General features: G+C 67.3%; 14 protein-coding genes. All 14 read right to left on the bottom strand.

The window, feature by feature from the left end; translation table 11 throughout:
• Window positions 1–34 precede the first annotated feature (34 nt).
• Window positions 35–2,929: a DEAD/DEAH box helicase gene (locus tag OM977_RS10005; protein WP_264353832.1), complete on the bottom strand. Its 2,895-nt coding sequence runs from the start codon at window positions 2,927–2,929 to the stop codon at window positions 35–37.
• Between the two features lie 24 nt (window positions 2,930–2,953).
• Window positions 2,954–3,790, bottom strand: a complete 837-nt coding sequence (gene tatC, locus OM977_RS10000) for a twin-arginine translocase subunit TatC (RefSeq protein ID WP_264353831.1) — start codon at window positions 3,788–3,790, stop codon at window positions 2,954–2,956.
• Between the two features lie 6 nt (window positions 3,791–3,796).
• Window positions 3,797–4,066: a Sec-independent protein translocase subunit TatA gene (gene tatA / locus OM977_RS09995; protein ID WP_264353830.1), complete on the bottom strand. Its 270-nt coding sequence runs from the start codon at window positions 4,064–4,066 to the stop codon at window positions 3,797–3,799.
• 35 nt (window positions 4,067–4,101) lie between these two features.
• Window positions 4,102–4,458, bottom strand: a complete 357-nt coding sequence (locus OM977_RS09990; protein ID WP_264353829.1) for a hypothetical protein — start codon at window positions 4,456–4,458, stop codon at window positions 4,102–4,104.
• A 5-nt stretch (window positions 4,459–4,463) separates the two neighbouring features.
• Window positions 4,464–6,512, bottom strand: a complete 2,049-nt coding sequence (locus tag OM977_RS09985) for a helix-turn-helix transcriptional regulator (protein ID WP_264353828.1) — start codon at window positions 6,510–6,512, stop codon at window positions 4,464–4,466.
• A 116-nt stretch (window positions 6,513–6,628) separates the two neighbouring features.
• Window positions 6,629–7,024, bottom strand: coding sequence for an FKBP-type peptidyl-prolyl cis-trans isomerase (locus OM977_RS09980; RefSeq protein WP_264353827.1), 396 nt, complete (start codon window positions 7,022–7,024; stop codon window positions 6,629–6,631).
• A gap of 38 nt (window positions 7,025–7,062) precedes the next feature.
• Window positions 7,063–7,995 (bottom strand): FKBP-type peptidyl-prolyl cis-trans isomerase, encoded by a 933-nt coding sequence (locus OM977_RS09975; RefSeq protein WP_264353826.1) that lies wholly within the window; start codon window positions 7,993–7,995, stop codon window positions 7,063–7,065.
• A 109-nt stretch (window positions 7,996–8,104) separates the two neighbouring features.
• Entirely contained in the window at window positions 8,105–9,469 is a 1,365-nt protein-coding gene (pafA, locus tag OM977_RS09970) for a Pup--protein ligase (protein ID WP_264353825.1), read from the bottom strand.
• Window position 9,470: 1 nt separating this feature from the next.
• A complete protein-coding gene (gene prcA, locus OM977_RS09965) occupies window positions 9,471–10,178 on the bottom strand; it encodes a proteasome subunit alpha (RefSeq protein ID WP_264353824.1) in 708 nt (235 codons plus the stop codon).
• A 1-nt stretch (window position 10,179) separates the two neighbouring features.
• Entirely contained in the window at window positions 10,180–11,019 is an 840-nt protein-coding gene (prcB, locus tag OM977_RS09960) for a proteasome subunit beta (RefSeq protein ID WP_264353823.1), read from the bottom strand.
• A gap of 78 nt (window positions 11,020–11,097) precedes the next feature.
• On the bottom strand, window positions 11,098–11,301 hold the full coding sequence (locus OM977_RS09955; RefSeq protein WP_264353822.1) for a ubiquitin-like protein Pup: 204 nt from the start codon (window positions 11,299–11,301) through the stop codon (window positions 11,098–11,100).
• 90 nt (window positions 11,302–11,391) lie between these two features.
• Complete coding sequence (gene dop, locus OM977_RS09950) at window positions 11,392–13,065, bottom strand: depupylase/deamidase Dop (RefSeq protein WP_270102919.1); 1,674 nt, start codon at window positions 13,063–13,065, stop codon at window positions 11,392–11,394.
• A complete protein-coding gene (gene arc / locus OM977_RS09945; protein WP_264353821.1) occupies window positions 13,062–14,864 on the bottom strand; it encodes a proteasome ATPase in 1,803 nt (600 codons plus the stop codon). The genes dop and arc overlap by 4 nt, the downstream gene beginning before the upstream one ends.
• Before the next feature lie 82 nt (window positions 14,865–14,946).
• Entirely contained in the window at window positions 14,947–16,053 is a 1,107-nt protein-coding gene (locus OM977_RS09940) for a tRNA (adenine-N1)-methyltransferase (RefSeq protein ID WP_264353820.1), read from the bottom strand.
• Window positions 16,054–16,133 lie beyond the last annotated feature (80 nt).

The raw sequence follows: 16,133 nt of genomic DNA, 5'->3' as shown, positions 1-16,133 counted from the left end.
TGACGAGAGGTTGGCGGTGGCGCCGCGGCCGGTGCTAGGTCACCGAGGAGTACGCAACGACGCCGCGTTTGACGAGCTTGATCGCGTCCCCGCAGAGACGGGCGATGCGCGGGTCCAGGTCGGGGATCTTGGCCAACTGGTCCAGCAGGTCGATGACCTGCTTCACCCAGCGGACAAAGTCACCCGCGGCCAGGTCGGTCCCGCTGAGGACGTCCTGAAGGTGCCGGCCCTTGGCCCATTTGAAGATCGGCCAGACGAGGCCCAGTTCGGGCTCGCCGGTCAGCGGCAGCTTGCTGGCTTCCTCCACGTCCTCGAGGGCCGACCATTCCCGCACCACGGTGTCGACGGCGGATTCCAGCGAGACGCTCGGCATCTTCGGCCGCAGCCCGCGGTCCTCACGCTTGGCCTGGTAGACCAGGACGCTCGCCAGCGCTGCCACTTCGGCGGCGTCGAGGTCGCTGAAGGCACCCATCCGCAGGGACTGGGAAATGAGCAGGTCCTTTTCCCCGTAGATCCGGCGCAGCCGCTGCCCGTCCCGGCTGATCGTGAGCACTCCGGAGTCGGAGGTTTCCAGGTAGCCGTAGCTGGCCAGCACGCCGCACACCCGGTCGAACGTCTTCGCGATGGTGTTCGTGCGGCCCTGGATCTGCCGGACCAGTCCGTCCGTCTCCTGGCGGAGCTTCCACCAGCGTTCGGACCAGCGCGCGTGGTCTTCGCGTTCGCTGCAGCCATGGCAGGGGTGGGCGCGCAATTCCCGCCGCAGCTCGGCGATCCGCTTTTCCTGATTCGGCAGGGCCGCCGCGCGGCCGAAGTCGTCGTTGCGGTTTGGCGGAGCCGGCGGGCGGTTCTCCCGAATGGCGTTGCGCACCGAGGAGGCCAGATCGCGCCGCGATTTGGGCACCTTGGCGTTGAAGGACTTCGGAATCCGGATCCGCGTGATGGGCGCGAGCGGGCCCTCGACGTCATGGATGCCGATCCGCCGCAACTGGTTGTCCATCGTCAGGACCGCCGGCCGGGGTTCGCGGGAGTGATGGTCAGAGCTGAGCACGACGGCGAGTCCCGGCGCCCGGCCGCCGGGCACGTCCACCACGTCCCCGGGCAACAGCCGGCTCAGGGAGTCCTCGGTGAGCGTCTTCTTCGCCCGGGAGCCGCTCTTGGAGGCGTTCTTCTCGGCGTCGGACAGAGCCCGCAGCAGCCGGGAGTATTCGGTGAAGTCGCCAAGGTGGCAGGTCATCGCCTTGGCGAATCCGGCCAGTGACTCTTCCCGGCTCCGGACCTGCCTGGCCAGTCCGACGACGGAGCGGTCGGCCTGGAACTGGGCGAAGGAGGACTCCAGGATCTCCCGGGCGCGCACCCGGCCGAACTGGGCCAGCAGGTTGATGGACATGTTGTAGGTGGGCCGGAAGCTTGAGTTCAGCGGGTAGGTCCGGCGGGAGGCGAGGCCGGCGACGGCGGCGGGGTCGGTGCCGGGCTGCCACAGCACCACGGCGTGGCCTTCGACGTCGATACCGCGCCGGCCGGCCCGGCCGGTCAGCTGGGTGTACTCCCCCGCCGTGATGTTGACGTGCGCCTCGCCGTTGAACTTGTCGAGCTTTTCCAGCACGACGCAGCGCGCGGGCATGTTGACGCCGAGCGCCAGGGTCTCGGTGGCGAAGACGGCCTTGACCAGTCCGTCGACGAAGAGCTTTTCCACGACTTCCTTGAAGGTGGGCAGCATGCCCGCGTGGTGCGCGGCGAGGCCGCGCAACAAGCCGTCGCGCCAGTTCCAGAACCCGAGGACGTCCAGGTCATCGGAGGGGATGTCCTGGGCGGCCTCGTCGACGCGCCGGGCGATGATGAGCTGCTCCTGCTCGGTGGTCAGCCAGAGCCCGGCGGAGACGCACTGGGCCACGGCGGCGTCGCAGCCGGCGCGGGAGAAGATGAAGGTGATCGCCGGGAGCAGGTCCTGGCGGTCCAGGCTGGCGATGACCTGCGGCCGGCTCGCTTTGCGGACCGGGCTGCGCGGGCCGCCCTGAGGGGCGTCGTCGCGCTGGCTGCGTTGGTTGCGTTGATGCCGCTCGTTGCGTCCGCCGTGGCCGAAACGGCCGCGGAAGTTCATTTGGCTTTCGGCCCGCGCCATCGAGAGGAGTTCGGGGTTCACTTCGAACCCCGGGCGGGTGCTGGGGTCGGCAGATTCCGTCGTGACTGCGACGTCGGCCTCCCCGGCCGGTGCGATTTCGTCGAAGGTGGTATCCCCGGCAAAGAGATCCACGATCTTCCGGCCCACCATGACGTGCTGCCAGAGCGGTACCGGGCGGTGCTCCGAGACGATCACGTCGGTCTGCCCGCGCACGGTGTCCAGCCAGGCGCCGAACTCCTCGGCGTTGGAGACCGTGGCGCTCAGCGAGGCCACCTGGACCTCGCTGGGCAGGTGGATGATGACCTCTTCCCAGACCGCGCCGCGGAAACGGTCGGCTAGGTAGTGAACCTCGTCCATGACGACGAACCCCAGATCGTCGAGGGTGTCGGAGTCGGCGTACAGCATGTTGCGGAGCACCTCTGTGGTCATCACCACCACGGGCGCGTCACCGTTGATGCTGGTGTCACCGGTCAGCAGCCCTACCTGCGCGGCGCCGTACTTTTCGGACAGCTCGGAGTATTTCTGGTTGCTGAGTGCCTTGATCGGCGTGGTGTAGAAGGCTTTGAGGCCGCGCTGAAGGGCCAGGTAGATGGCGAACTCCCCCACGATGGTCTTGCCGGCCCCGGTAGGCGCCGCCACGAGGACACCGCGGCCGGCCTGGAGCGACAGACACGCCTCGCGCTGGAAGTCGTCAAGTTCGAATTCCAGCGACCGGATGAACCCGCCCAGATAGGTTTTAGCTTCTGCGGCCCGTTCGACGCTGGCGCGGTAGCGTTCAGCCGGCGATTCCGGCCCGGGGAGTGAGGACATGATTCCAGCCTAGTGCGCCAAGGGCTAGAGATTCTCCAGCTCGGAGCTTGGAGTTGCCTGGCCCGCCATGGCCTCGGTCTCGGCGGCGCGCTTGACGGCGCGCCGTTCCCGGCGGCGGTCGTTGAGCAGGCAGAGCCCGATGGCGGCGAAAAAGAGGGCCAGCATAGGACCGGCGAGGTAGAACATGCTCATCGCATCGGCCCCGGGCGCGGCCATCGCAGCGAATAGGCAGACCAGGAAGACTGTGATGCGCCAGCTCTTGACCAGCTGCTGGCCCTTGATCAGGCCGGCCAGGTTCAGGCCGAAGAGGACCACCGGCAGGAGGAAGGCGATGCCGAAAGCCAGCAGCAGCCGCAACACAAACGACAGATAGACCTGGGCGCTGATGAAGTTGGATCCCCCGGACGGGGTGAAATCGGTCAGGACGCGGACAGCGTTCGGGAGCACCAGCCAGGCCAGCAGCACGCCGCCGACGAACAGCGGGACGGCGACGGCGACGAAGGACAGGGCCAGACGGCGTTCCTTCTTGTGCAGCCCCGGCACGATGAAGGCCCAGAGCTGGTAGAGCCAGACGGGGCTGGCGACGATGAGGCCAAGGAAAACAGACACCTGGATCATCAGGTCGAAGGAGCTTGCCACGCCGTCAAAGTTCAGGGTGGCCTGCCGGCCCTCATGCTCGTTGAGGTCGCGGATCGGTTTGATCAGCGCCGCGAGCATCGGCTGGTAGACAAGGAAGCCCACGACGGTTCCGAGTATGACGGCGATCGCCGACTTGAAGAGTCGGTTCCGCAGCTCTTTCAGGTGGTCCAGGAGCGCCATCCGCCCCTCGGGATTAGACCGGCGACCCATCGTTACTGCCATCGTGAATTAGGCGCGGTTCGGAGGCGGAACGTCGGTTCCTTCGCCCGGGCGGCTCTCGGTGCCGGGGGTCCGCGGGTGGTTCACGACCCGGCCCTCGACGGGATCGGCTTCCGTCTTGGCGTCGGTGCTGCCGTCCTTCTTCATTTCGCGGACCTCCGACTTGAAGATGCGCATCGACTGGCCAAGGCTGCGCGCCATGCCGGGCAGCTTCGGTGCCGCGAAAAGCACCAATGCCAGAATGATGATGATGATGAGATGCCAGCCTTCAAGCCTCATGAGAAGAGGTCCTTTCGTTTGAGTACATCTTATGTCTAACTGAATTCGATGTCGTGCAGCCGCTGCAGCTGGCCGCGGTCCGTCTTGCGCTGGACGCGGCGCACCCGGCGGGCCTCCCGCCGGGCGGTCTTGGCGGCATGGTATTCGTGCCGGATCCGGGCGGGTGGAGCGAACACGGCGGAACCGGGGCCCGGGATCGCGGGCGCACCCGGGTCTGCGGGGGCCGGGTTCTCCGCGGCGGGCGGCAACCGGCTGAACCGGTCCGCCGCTTCGCCGAGCTCCTTGACCGTGGTCATGAACTGCCGGAACAAGCGCACGCCGAGTACGACGAAGAACAACAGGGACAGCGCGACGAGCGCTATCCAGATCACGATCCAGGACCACCAAGGCATGCTGATCAGTCTAGCCGGGGTGCCGGCCAGTCTTCGTACTGGGCCCGGGCAGCCTCCACCCAGTCCCGCGCCGTGGCCGCGAGGCTGGCCGGCTCCAGGATCCGGACAGCACCGCCGTGCTGGGCCACGAACATCGGCAGCCAGTCCGGGTTGCCGAAGCGGACTTCTGCCAGCATGCCGCCACCGGGAAGGGCCGCGGTGCGTTCGGCGTAGTAGTCGTCGGCGAGCCCGACGCCCCGCCGGGTCAGTTCGACGACGACGACAGTGTCGTCGTCGTTCGGGGTGAACAGTTTTACCGGGAAGCTTTCGGCCGGCGTCGCGTTCGCGGATACCGGGCGGCCGGTGGCGTTCAGCTCTTCGATCCGGTCCAGCCGGAAGTTGCGCAGGGCGCGCGCGGAGTGGCAGTAGGCCTCGAGATACCAGGTGCTGTCGAGTGAATAGAGCCGCAGCGGGTCCACATCACGTTCGGAAACGGAATCGCTCTGCGGCGAGAAATATCGGAGCCGCAGCTGCGCGCCGGTGCGGATGGCTTCGCGTGCCTTCTCCAGGGTCCCCGAGTCCTCCGGCCCTACCTCCGGGCCGGACAGCGAGGCCGCCTTCAGCCCTTCCTCGCCGGCCGCCGCCAGGAGCTTCAGCGTGACGGACTCCAGGGCGTTGCCCTCGGCGAGTTCGGGCAAGCCGTTGAGGGTCTCCAGGCCCGTCAGCAGCGCACAGGCCTCCTCTACCGTGAAGCGCACGGGTCGGTTAAGGTCCAGGTCCTGGGTGATGAAGACGTGGTCATCGTCCCACTGGATGTCCAGCAGGTCATCGGGGTAGCCCTCGGGCAGGCCCGAGCAGATCAGGATCCGGAGGTCCTCCTCGAGTTCCCTGCGGGTGATCCCGAACCGGGACGCGACCTCGCTGATGTGCAGGCCCTGGTTGTGGACCAGGAACGGGACCAGCTGGAGCATCCGCTTGAGCTGGTCCTCGGAGGTACGTTTGCGTCCGCGTTTGGCCGGACCCGCGTCCGGGAAGAAGATCGGCGGGACGGGAGCGGCGGCGAAGTCCGCGGCCGCGGACAGACGGCGCCGCACGGCCGTGACCAGCTCGGGCGGGGACACAACCCTCACCCGCGGACCGTAGGAGGCGAGCTCCTCGCCGAGGGTCTCTGCGTCGCGGAACGGCACCATCAGGCGGTCCCGGCCGGCAGCGGGCGGCGTCGCGCCGGGCTCTGCGCCCGGGTCTGTGGCGGCGACGGTGGCGGGGACGGCGGCCGGGACGTGCTGGGCGCGTCTGCGAAGGCCCAACAGCCTGCCCTGCTGGACGTCGACAACGGCGGTCTGCTGCGGGAGCTCCGCCAGCCCCGCGAGTTCGGCGCGGACGTTGAAGCCGGACGGCGGCGTGAAGGATTCCTTCTCGAGCACGGTCACGGCCGAGGTCACGCGGGAGAGCCGGAAGAATCGCCGGTCCCCGCGCGTCTGGTCGTGGCCGACGAGGTACCACTGGCCGAAGCGGCTGCCAAGGCCCCAAGGCTCCACGTGCCGTTCCTCCTCCTTGCCGGTGCTGCCGGCGAGGTAGTGGAAGCTGACCGGGTGCTGGGCGTGCATGGCGGCGATGAGGTCCTCGAACGCCTGTCCGGCCGGACGGATCCGCGGCTGGACCCCGGCGGGAAGTTCGGCGTCGGAGAGCCCTCCGGCTGCCTGGAGTTTGCGCACCGCGTCCAGCGCGGCCGAGCCGAGTGCGGCGTGCTCCCAGAGCTGCGCGGCCAGGATCAGTACCGTGCATTCTTCCGGGGTCAGGCTGACGTCCGGCAGACGGTTGGAGTCCTTGCCGATCCGGTACCGCGTGGTCGCCGGGTCATCCGAGCCCCAGCCTTTGTCCGTCAGTGTCTCGACGTCGAAGCCGAACTGACGAAGCTCACTCTTGTCCCGTTCGAACATCCGCCCGAAGGAGACGTCGCTGCTGACGGTGTCGTGGTACACCTTTTCGCGCAGTTCGCTGCGGCGCAGGCCGTACTTGGTGTTCAGCAGGGCGATGAGCAGGTTCAGAAGGCGTTCAGTACGAGAGGCGGACACCTCGCTAGGGTACTTCCCCCCGGGAAAAGAACAAAAGCGCGGTAACAGCCGGAAAGAACTTTCCGGCTGTTACCGCGCTTAAGGGTCCGCCGGGATTGCCGGCGGGCGGGTGGGGACTAGCGGACGGCGACGAGGTCGACGACGAAGATCAGCGCCTCGTTCGGGCCGATCGCCCCGCCGGCGCCACGGGAGCCATACGCCAGCTCAGAGGGAATCTCCAACCGGCGGCGGCCGCCGACCTTCATGCCGAGCAGGCCCTGATCCCAGCCCTGGATGACCTGGCCGACGCCGACCTTGAAGTCCAGCGGTGCGCCGCGGCCCCAGGAGGCGTCGAATTCTTCGCCGGTGGACCAGGCCACACCGACGTAGTGGGTGGAGACGGTGTCGCCGGCCTTCGCCTCGGCGCCGTCGCCCTCGATCAGGTCCGTGATGACCAGTTCGGTGGGAACGGCGCCTTCGGGGAAGTCAATTTCCGGCTTCTGGCGGTCGAGGTCGCGCTGTCCAAATGACATGGGTGCTCCTTCTTGCGTGGCTTGGGGTGGGGTGGGAGTTACTTGGTGCCGAGGATGTCGACGACGAAGACGAGGTCGCCCTTGGCTTCGCCCTGGCCTTCTTCACCGTAGGCGAGGTCCTTGGGGATGACCAGGAGGACGCGTGAGCCGACAGTCTTGCCGGTCAGGCCCTGGGTCCAGCCCTTGATGACGCCGGTGAGCGGGAACGTGGCCTTCTCGCCGCGGTCGAAGCTGGAATCGAAGACCTTGCCTTCGGTCAGGGTGACGCCCACGTAGTTGACGGTGAGGGTATCGGTTTCCTTGACCTCGGGGCCGGTGCCCTTGATGAGCTCCTGGGAGATGAGTGCGGTGGGTGCTGCGACGCCGGCGACGGAGATCTCGGGGATGCCCTTGTCGTTCTCCGTAACAGTGGGCAGACCTGCCGGCGGGCTGACGGTTTCGCCTTCAGGCTTGTCCAGCACCGTCGGGGCCTCCTTGGCGGAGAGCACCTTGACGACGAGGAGCTGGCTGGGCTGGGCTTCGGATCCCTCAGCGGCGGCCTTGCCGGGAACGGCGAGGGCCAGGTGGGAACCGATCTTGGCGCCGACGAAGGCGTTGTAGATGACGGCGCTGCTGGTCTTGAGCTCGTCGTTCAGTTCGAGCGGCTCCGGGTCACCGGCAAAGGTGTCCTCCAGGGTGGTGCCGTCCGTGCCGTTGAGGGCGAGGATGGAGATCTCGGCGATCTGGTTGGCCTTGACCCGCTCCCCGCCGCCCTCCGTGATCACCTTGACAGTGGGTTCGGAGACCTCCAGGGGCTTGGTGAATTCCACCCCCGGCGCCTCCTTTTCGCCCTTTTCAGTCAGCTTGACCGAGTCGAGCTTTGCGGTCTCGCCGGCGGACTGGCTGGTGGGCTCCGGCGCGGGGGGCTCGCCGCCGCCGCAAGCGGTCAGCAGCAGCAGCCCGGGGAGGAGAATTGCTAGTAGTCGGCGCACTTTAGAACTTTCGTCGAGGCAGTGTGGACACATTACCGCGCAGTTTCCCACGGCAAAGGAAGCGTGGCCGCCTAACGGCCTTACCCAGAATAACGCGGAAAGCTGGATATCAGCCCATAGAGTCCAGCAGGGCATCCACCCGCTCGTCGATGCTGCGGAACGGGTCCTTGCACAGGATGGTCTGGTGCGCGCGGTCGTTGAGCTTCAGGTGCACCCAGTCCACGGTGTAATCGCGGCCGAGTTCCTGGGCCCGCCGGACGAAGTCGCCGCGGAGCTTGGCGCGGGTGGTCTGCGGCGGCGCGTCCACCGCGTCCTTGACCGCGGTGTCGTCCACCACGCGGCGGACCGCACCCCGGGCCTGCAGCAGGTAGTACAGACCGCGGGTGCGGGAGATGTCGTGATAGGTCAGGTCCAGTTGCGCGATCCGGGGCGCATCCAGTCCCAGTCCATGCCGCGCGCGGTACCCGTCCATCAGTTTCTTCTTGATCGCCCAGTCCACCTCGGTGTCGATCGTGCTGGTGTTGCCGCTCTCGATCGCGTCGAGAGTCCGTTCCCACAGGTCCAGGATCATTGGCACATGCGCATTGTGCGCGCCCTGTTCGGCTACGAAGGCCGTGACCTTGCCCAGGTATTCCCGCTGGATCTCGAGGGCGGTGAGCTGCCGGCCGTTGGCGAGCCGGACGAGGGCGCGGCCGGTCAGGTCATGGGAGATCTCGCGGATGCTGCGTATGGGGTTTTCCATCCGCATGTCCCGCATGATGACTCCGGCCTCAATCATCCGCAGGATCAGGTCCACCGTCCCGATCTTGAGCAGCGCCGTGGTCTCGGACATGTTGGAGTCTCCGACGATGACGTGCAGCCGGCGGTAGAACTCGGCGTCGGCGTGCGGCTCGTCCCGGGTGTTGATGATGGGCCGGGACCGGGTGGTGGCCGAGGAGACGCCCTCCCAGATGTGGTCGGCCCGCTGCGAGAAGGCGAAAGTGGCGCCATGCGGGGTCTTCAGGATCTTGCCGGCACCGGCAATGAGCTGGCGGGTCACGAGGAACGGGATCAGGATTTCGGCGAGCCGGGAAAACTCCCCGCGGCGCGGTATGAGGTAGTTTTCGTGGCTTCCGTAGGAGTTCCCGGCCGAGTCCGTGTTGTTCTTGAACAGGTATACGGTGCCATTGAACCCCTCGGCCGCGAGCCGCTCCTGCGCTTCGTCCACGAGGTCGTCCAGGATCAGCTCGCCGGCCCGGTCGTGCGCGATCAGCTGGGCAAGGTCGTCGCACTCGGCGGTGGCGTACTCCGGGTGCGACCCGACGTCGAGGTACAGGCGCGAGCCGTTGGTCAGGAACACATTGGAGGACCTCCCCCAGCTGACCACTTTCCGGAACAGGTAGCGGGCCACCTCCTCGGGGGCCAGCGGACGGGACTCCGGGCTCGAATAGGAAATCCCGAACTCGGTTTCGATGCCGAAAATGCGCTTGTCCATCTCAGTCCTCCACAGTAAGCAATGCCACGATGTCGGCGTCCTCCAGGCGGCGGAACGCGCGGCGGGTGCCGCGGCTGGTCTCCGACCCGCGGTCGAGCACGGCGACTTCCACGGCCGACGCCGGCAAGGTGGTGGTCTCCTTGTCGGCCACGAGTCCCGTCTGCGCGAGGCGGATGGCAGCAGCGAAATCAAGCTCGCCCCGCCAGCCTGCGCCGACGGCTTCGGATACCTTGTCCGCCTGGCCGCCCATCACGATGAATCCCTTTTCGTCAGCGATGGACCCGTCAAAGGTCAGCCGGTACAGGTGGTCCTCTTCCTGGCTGGCACCCACCTCGGCGACGGCAAGCTCCACTTCGAACGGCTTCTGCTCCGCGGTGAAGACGGCACCCAGGCTCTGGGCATACACGCTTGCCAGTCCCCTGGCCGTGACGTCCTCCCGGTCGTAGGAGTAGCCGCGTACGTCCGCGTACCGCACCCCCGCCTGCCGGAGGCTTTCGAATTCGTTGTATTTGCCCACCGCGGCGAACGCGATCTTGTCGTAGATCTCGCCGATCTTATGTAGCGACGGCGAGGGGTTTTCCGCGACGAGCGCGATCCCGTCCCGGCAGCTGATCACTACCACCGAGCGGCCCCGGGCGATGCCTTTCCGTGCGAAGTCCGCACGGTCCTTCATCAGCTGTTCCGGCGAGACATAGAACTGCTGGGTCATCTCAGGCCTCCCGCTGGGCGAGGGCGCGGGATTCGATAATCCGGGCGGCGACCGCTGCAAGTTCGCGGTCCGCGACGCGGAAGGCGCCGGAGCGGCTCACGGTGTAGACCACCGGCCAGAGGCGGCGGATCGGGTCGGGGCCGCCGGTGGCGGAGTCGTCGTCGGCGGCGTCATAGAGCGCTTCGACGGCGACGGCGACGGCTTCCTCCTCCGTAAGGTTGGGCCGCCAGAGCTTCTTCAGCGCGCCGCGGGCGAACATCGAGCCGGACCCAACGGTGTGGTGCTCCTGCTCCTCGTAGCGTCCGCCGGTGACGTCGTAGGAAAAGAGGCGTCCGACGCCGGCCGGCCGGTCGAAGCCGGCAAAGAGCGGAACAACGGCAAGTCCCTGCATTGCCATCGGCAGGTTTCCGCGGATCATTGCGCCAAGCCGGTTGGCCTTGCCCTCGAGACTCAGCAGGGTCCCTTCGATTTTTTCGTAATGTTCGAGTTCCACCTGGAACAGCCGCGTGATGTCGAGGGCGATTCCAGCCGTTCCGGCGATGCCGAGGACGGAGTACTGGTCCGCCGGGAAGACCTTCTCGATGTGCCGGCTGGCGATCACGTTGCCCATCGTGGCACGCCGGTCACCGGCCATCAGCACGCCGCCGGCGTAGCTGAGGGCAACGATCGTGGTCCCGTGCGGGACCTGGAGGGGCGCGGCATTCCCGGTCAGGGCGGCGGCGGGCAGGTACTCGGCGGAGCGCAGGCCGAAAGGCAGTAAGCCGGGACGTTCGCGTTGGAGGTGCTCGGTGAAGGAGGACGTCGCGCTGGCTGCTACCTGGTTGGCTGTTGTTTCCTGCACTCGTGCACTCCCTCAACGTGGTGGATCAACGACTTCCTCAAGCCCGGTACCGCCGCTGTCCGGCGGCCCGCCGCGGCCTTATTGGCCGCCCTTTTGGACGAAGGCGCGGACAAACTCCTCGGCGTTGGATTCAAGCACGCCGTCGATCTCATCCAGCAGATCGTCCACGCCTTGCGTGGCGGCTGATGCCTGGCCCTCCGCGGGTGCCGGCGGGGCCGCGGGGATGTCCTCGTCGACCTCGGTGTCCCGCGACTGCGGCTGCTGCTGCTCCTGGCCTGCCATTGTTCTCTCCTTCTGTCCGTCCCCACTTTTCGAAAGGGACATCCTGTAGCAATACTGCCACGCCGAAGGCGTCGGCGGGGGCCTTTGTTCCTAGGAACCGGGGCTTAGTCCGAGGAGTTCGGCAAGGAACGGTCCGGCCTCCCGGTGACGGGCAAACAGGGCGCCGGTAAGGGCCTCGGTTCCGCGCAGCGGCTCACGGGTGGGTACGCGCTGGAGCCTGCCGCGGCCGGGGACGTCGAAGATCACCGAGTCCCAGCTGGCCCCGACGAGGTCGGTCCCGAAGCGGCTCACGCAGCGCCCCCGGAAGTAGGCACGGGTGTCCGACGGCGGTTCGGTCACGGCCCGCTGGATTCTCGCGTCGTCGACGATCCGCTTCATCCGGTCCCGGGCCAGGAGCCGGTAGTAGAGGCCTTTCTCCGGCCGGATATCCGCCCATTGCAGGTCCACCAGGCCCAGCCGGGCGTTATCCCAGTCCAGTCCGTCACGCTCCCGGTAACCCTCCAGCAGGGAGAGCTTCGCTAGCCACTCCACGGAGGCGGCGGCCGCGGTCCGGTCGTTGCCCAGCTCGGTGAGCGTGGCGGACCAGCGCTCCAGCACGGCGTGGGTGTGCCCGTCGCCGTCCACGGCGTCGGCAACCCCGGTGTCCTGGGCGTGCTTTGCGGCTGCCTCGTAGTAGATCCACTGAAGGTCCAGGGCAGTGATCCGGCGCCCGTCGAGCAGGCGCACAGTTGCCGTAAGGGACGTGTCGTGGCTGACGGCCTGGAGCGCCGCGACCGGTTCGTGGATTTCCACGCGCGGGGCCAGGCCGGCCTCGATCAGGCTCAGGACCATTGCGGTGGTGCCGAACTTGAGGTAGTTGGACGTCTGGCTCAGGTTGGCGTCGCCGATGATGACGTGGAGCCGGCGGTACTTGTCGGCTGTGGCATGGGGTTCGTCGCGGGTGTTGATGATCGGCCGGCGGATGGTGGTTTCCAGTCCCACCTCGGTCTCGAAGAAATCAGCGCGCTGGCTGATCTGATAGCCGGGACGGGAGCTGTCCTGCCCCCGGCCGACCCGGCCGGAGCCGCAGATGATCTGGCGGGTGACGAAGAACGGGGTCAGGCCACGCACGATGTCGCCGAAGGGCACGTTGCGGGGCATCAGGTAGTTCTCGTGGGAGCCGTAGGACACCGACTTGTTGTCCGTGTTGTTCTTGTAGAGATTGATCGGCGGCAGGTCCGGGTCGCTGGCCAGCCGGCGCACCGTGGCGAGGGCCACGAGGTCGCCGGCGGCGTCCCAGGCGACGGCGTCGCGTGGGTTGGTCACCTCCGGGCTGGAGTACTCGGGATGGGCGTGGTCGACGTAGAGCCGCGCGCCGTTTCCCAGCACCATGTTCATCAGCAGGGTGCCGGATTCATCCTCGCCGTCGTGCTCCAGCTCGGCCCGTCCGTAGGCCAGGGCGACCGCTTCGGCGTCCAGCACCGGCGGCTGGTCGGTCAGCTGCTCCGGGTCCGCGGCGCTCCGCTCCAGGGTCCAGCCCCGGGCGTCGTGCAGCGGCTCTTCGTCCGTGTAGTCCCAGCGCGTCTCGGCGCCGCCTGCGGCCCGCTGCCGCGTCACCTGGGCATAGGCCTGGATCACCCGGGCGGACATCATGGTGGCGTTGGCGCCGGGGGCGGAGGGCGCATGGATGCCGTATTCCGTCTCCGAGCCCATCACCCTCATGGCACCGCCGACGGGCAGTCCTCCGGAAACGTCGGCCGGCCGGCCGGTCGCAGCAGCCGTCATAGGTACTGGCCCGTGCTGGGCATCGTCTCGATGGACTTCCCGGGCTCCTGTCCCGCCTTGCCCTGGACGATGGTGCGGATGTAGGTGATGCGCTCCCCCTTCTTGCCCGAGATCCGTGCCCAGTCGTCCGGGTTGGTGGTGTTCGGCATGTCCTCATGCTCCCGGAATTCGTCGACGACGGCGCGCAGCAAATGATCGATCCGGATGCCCTTCTGGCCGATGGTGAGCAGGTCCTTGATGGCGTACTTCTTGGCCCGGTCCACCACGTTCTGCACCACGGCGCCGGAATTGAAGTCCTTGAAGTAGAGCATCTCGGTATCGCCGTTGGCGTACGTCACCTCGAGGTATTCGTTGGACTTGTCGGTGGAGTACATGGCCTCGACCGTCCGCTGGACCATGGCGTCCACCGTGGCCTGCACGTCGCCGTCGTGTTCGGCCAGGTCCGACTGGTGGAAGGGCAGGTCGACGGTGATGTACTTGTTGAAGATGTCCGCCGCGGCTTCGGCATCGGGGCGCTGGATCTTCACCTTCACGTCCAGCCGGCCCGGCCGCAGGATAGCCGGATCGATCATGTCCTCCCGGTTGGAGGCGCCGATCACGATCACGTTGTCCAGCCGCTCCACGCCGTCGATCTCACTGAGCAGCTGCGGAACGATCGTGGTTTCAACGTCGGAGGAGATGCCGGTGCCGCGGGTACGGAACAGCGAGTCCATCTCGTCGAAGAACACGACGACGGGGCTGCCCTCGGATGCCTTCTCCCGGGCGCGGGCGAAGATCAGCCGGATGTGCCGTTCGGTTTCGCCGACGTACTTGTCGAGCAGTTCCGGCCCCTTGATGTTCAGGAAGTAGCTCTTCATGTCCGTCTTGCCGGTGCGCTCGGCCGCCCGTGCCGCCAGGGAGTTGGCGACGGCTTTGGCGATCAGCGTCTTTCCGCAGCCTGGCGGGCCGTACAGCAAGATGCCCTTGGGCGCCTTGAGCCCGTGCTCCCGGTACAGGTCCGGATGCAGGAACGGCAGTTCGACGGCGTCGCGGATCTGCTCGATCTGCGGCCCCAGCCCGCCGATGTCCTGGTAGGTGATGTCCGGAACCTCTTCGAGGACCAGGTTCTCCACTTCCGAGCGCGGGATCTTCTCCAGCGCGTAGCCGGTGCGGGAGTCGATGGAGAGCGCGTCGCCGACCCGGAGGTTCTGGGTCATCAGGGCGCCGGAGAGCCGGATGACGCGTTCCTCGTCTGCACGGCCCACCACCAGGGCACGGTCCGAGCCCAGCATCTCCTTGAGCGTGACGAGGTCCCCGGCCCGTTCGTAGCCCAGGCCCGCCACCACGAGCAACGCCTCGTTGAGCAGGACTTCCTGGCCGACCGCGAGCTGGTTCATGTTGACCAGCGGGCTGATGCCCACCCGCATCTTGCGCCCGGCATTGAAGATGTCCACGGATTCCTCGGTGGCCGCCTGGCCGCTGTTGCCGGCCGTGGGCAGCCGCCTCGGGTTTAGCTGCAGCACCGTGCCGAAGCTGTAAGGAGGTTGGCCCTCCTGGTCGAGGGCGTTCTTGAGCCGGAGGATTTCAGCCTTGGCCGCCTCCAGCGTTGCCACGAGCTTGGAGTTGTTCTGCGTCGCGGCCGCAAGCTGCCGGTCAATATGCCGGAGTTTGTCCCGGAGGATATTGACCTGCCGTTCGGCCACGGACAGCTCGTTCGCGGCGTAGCGGTCGCCGTCGGCACCCTGTGCCGCCGACCGTGCCGCCGTCTCTGCTGCATCGTCCGCCGGTGTGCGGTCCGGGTCAGTGTTCGGAGTCTCCATCGTGCATCATCCCCTTCCTGCGCTGCTATTAAGACATTAGCCCCAAGAAGCCGGTGACGCGGGAAGACTTCCGAAATCTGGACTAGTTCGTGACCTCCGGGTCATCCTTGACGTTGGTTCCGGCGATGGCGTCCCGGGCGGCGCGGCGCAGTTTCTTGTCCGAGACGGCGCGCTCCCCTACGGCGCCGGGGGTCCAGGCGTTGACGTCCTCTTCGTTGAAGTCGGTCTTGGAGGGACGGCGCTTGACGGAGATGCCGGTGACGCCGTCGGCCAGCCGCCGGGTGACGAGCAGGAAGCCGGTATGCGCGACCATCCGGTGGTCCGGGCGGACGGCCAGGCCCTCGAGGTGCCAGCCGCGGACCATGGATTCCCAGGCATCGGGTTCGGTGAAACGGCCATCGGCCCGGATTGCTTCGGCGGTCCGGGACAGCTGCGTCACAGTGGCGACATAATTGATCCAGACGCCGCCCGGGGCCAGGACCGTGGCGACGGCGTCGAGGCATTCCCAGGGGGCGAGCATGTCCAGGACCACACGGTCCACGGAGCCCGGCTCCTCGCTGCGGACGACTTCCTCCTGGAAATCGCCAAGGGAGATCTTCCAGGCCGGGTGGGGGCCGCCGAAGATCGTTTCAACGTTGCCGCGGGCGATGTCCGCGAATTCCTCGCGCCGTTCAAAGGAGTGCAGGTAGCCGTTGTCCCCGACGGCGCGCAGCAGCGAGATGGACAGCGCGCCGGAACCTACGCCGGCTTCCACCACGCGGGCGCCGGGGAAAATGTCCGCCATGGTGACGATCTGGCCGGCGTCCTTGGGGTAGACCACGGCGGCGCCGCGGGGCATCGAGAGCACGAAGTCCGACAGCAGCGGCCGCAGGGTCTGGTACTGCTGGCCGACGTTGTTCACGACGACGGAGCCGTCCGGCTGGCCGATGATCTCGTCGTGGTTCAGGAAACCGCGGTGCGTGTGGAAGGCGCCGCCCACTTCGAGGCTGATGGTGTTCATCCGGCCGCGTTCGTCAGTGAGCTGCACGCGCTCCCCTTCGCGGAACGGGCCGCGGCGGCGGGCGGCGCCGACCGGCACCGGGGACGTGGCGGCCGTCGTGCTGGCCGGGCCCACTTCGCTGCTGGCTATTGTGCTCTCGGCTGCCCCGGTGTCAGCCGGGCTGGTGTTGGCGGCGGTGTCGCTGCTCATGAAGATGTCCTTACTCCTGTAAAGCTGTGTGGCCGCGATGTGCAGGCGGCACGGCTGCTAGTGCCTGGGTCTTTGCCTGG

The organism is Pseudarthrobacter sp. MM222, assembly GCF_947090775.1.
In the GTDB taxonomy this organism is placed as follows: domain Bacteria; phylum Actinomycetota; class Actinomycetes; order Actinomycetales; family Micrococcaceae; genus Arthrobacter.
Note: the sequence above shows the minus strand (reverse complement) of the source record. Positions and strands in the feature narration are given on the sequence as shown.

Coding starts and splice junctions, on each gene's coding strand:
- prcA (WP_264353824.1), bottom strand. CDS start 10,178: ATGACCCAGCAGTTCTATGTCTCGCCGGAACAGCTGATGAAGGACCGT.
- arc (WP_264353821.1), bottom strand. CDS start 14,864: ATGGAGACTCCGAACACTGACCCGGACCGCACACCGGCGGACGATGCA.
- OM977_RS09980 (WP_264353827.1), bottom strand. CDS start 7,024: ATGTCATTTGGACAGCGCGACCTCGACCGCCAGAAGCCGGAAATTGAC.
- OM977_RS10005 (WP_264353832.1), bottom strand. CDS start 2,929: ATGTCCTCACTCCCCGGGCCGGAATCGCCGGCTGAACGCTACCGCGCC.
- OM977_RS09955 (WP_264353822.1), bottom strand. CDS start 11,301: ATGGCAGGCCAGGAGCAGCAGCAGCCGCAGTCGCGGGACACCGAGGTC.
- dop (WP_270102919.1), bottom strand. CDS start 13,065: ATGACGGCTGCTGCGACCGGCCGGCCGGCCGACGTTTCCGGAGGACTG.
- OM977_RS09940 (WP_264353820.1), bottom strand. CDS start 16,053: ATGAGCAGCGACACCGCCGCCAACACCAGCCCGGCTGACACCGGGGCA.
- OM977_RS09990 (WP_264353829.1), bottom strand. CDS start 4,458: ATGCCTTGGTGGTCCTGGATCGTGATCTGGATAGCGCTCGTCGCGCTG.
- tatA (WP_264353830.1), bottom strand. CDS start 4,066: ATGAGGCTTGAAGGCTGGCATCTCATCATCATCATCATTCTGGCATTG.
- tatC (WP_264353831.1), bottom strand. CDS start 3,790: ATGGCAGTAACGATGGGTCGCCGGTCTAATCCCGAGGGGCGGATGGCG.
- pafA (WP_264353825.1), bottom strand. CDS start 9,469: ATGGACAAGCGCATTTTCGGCATCGAAACCGAGTTCGGGATTTCCTAT.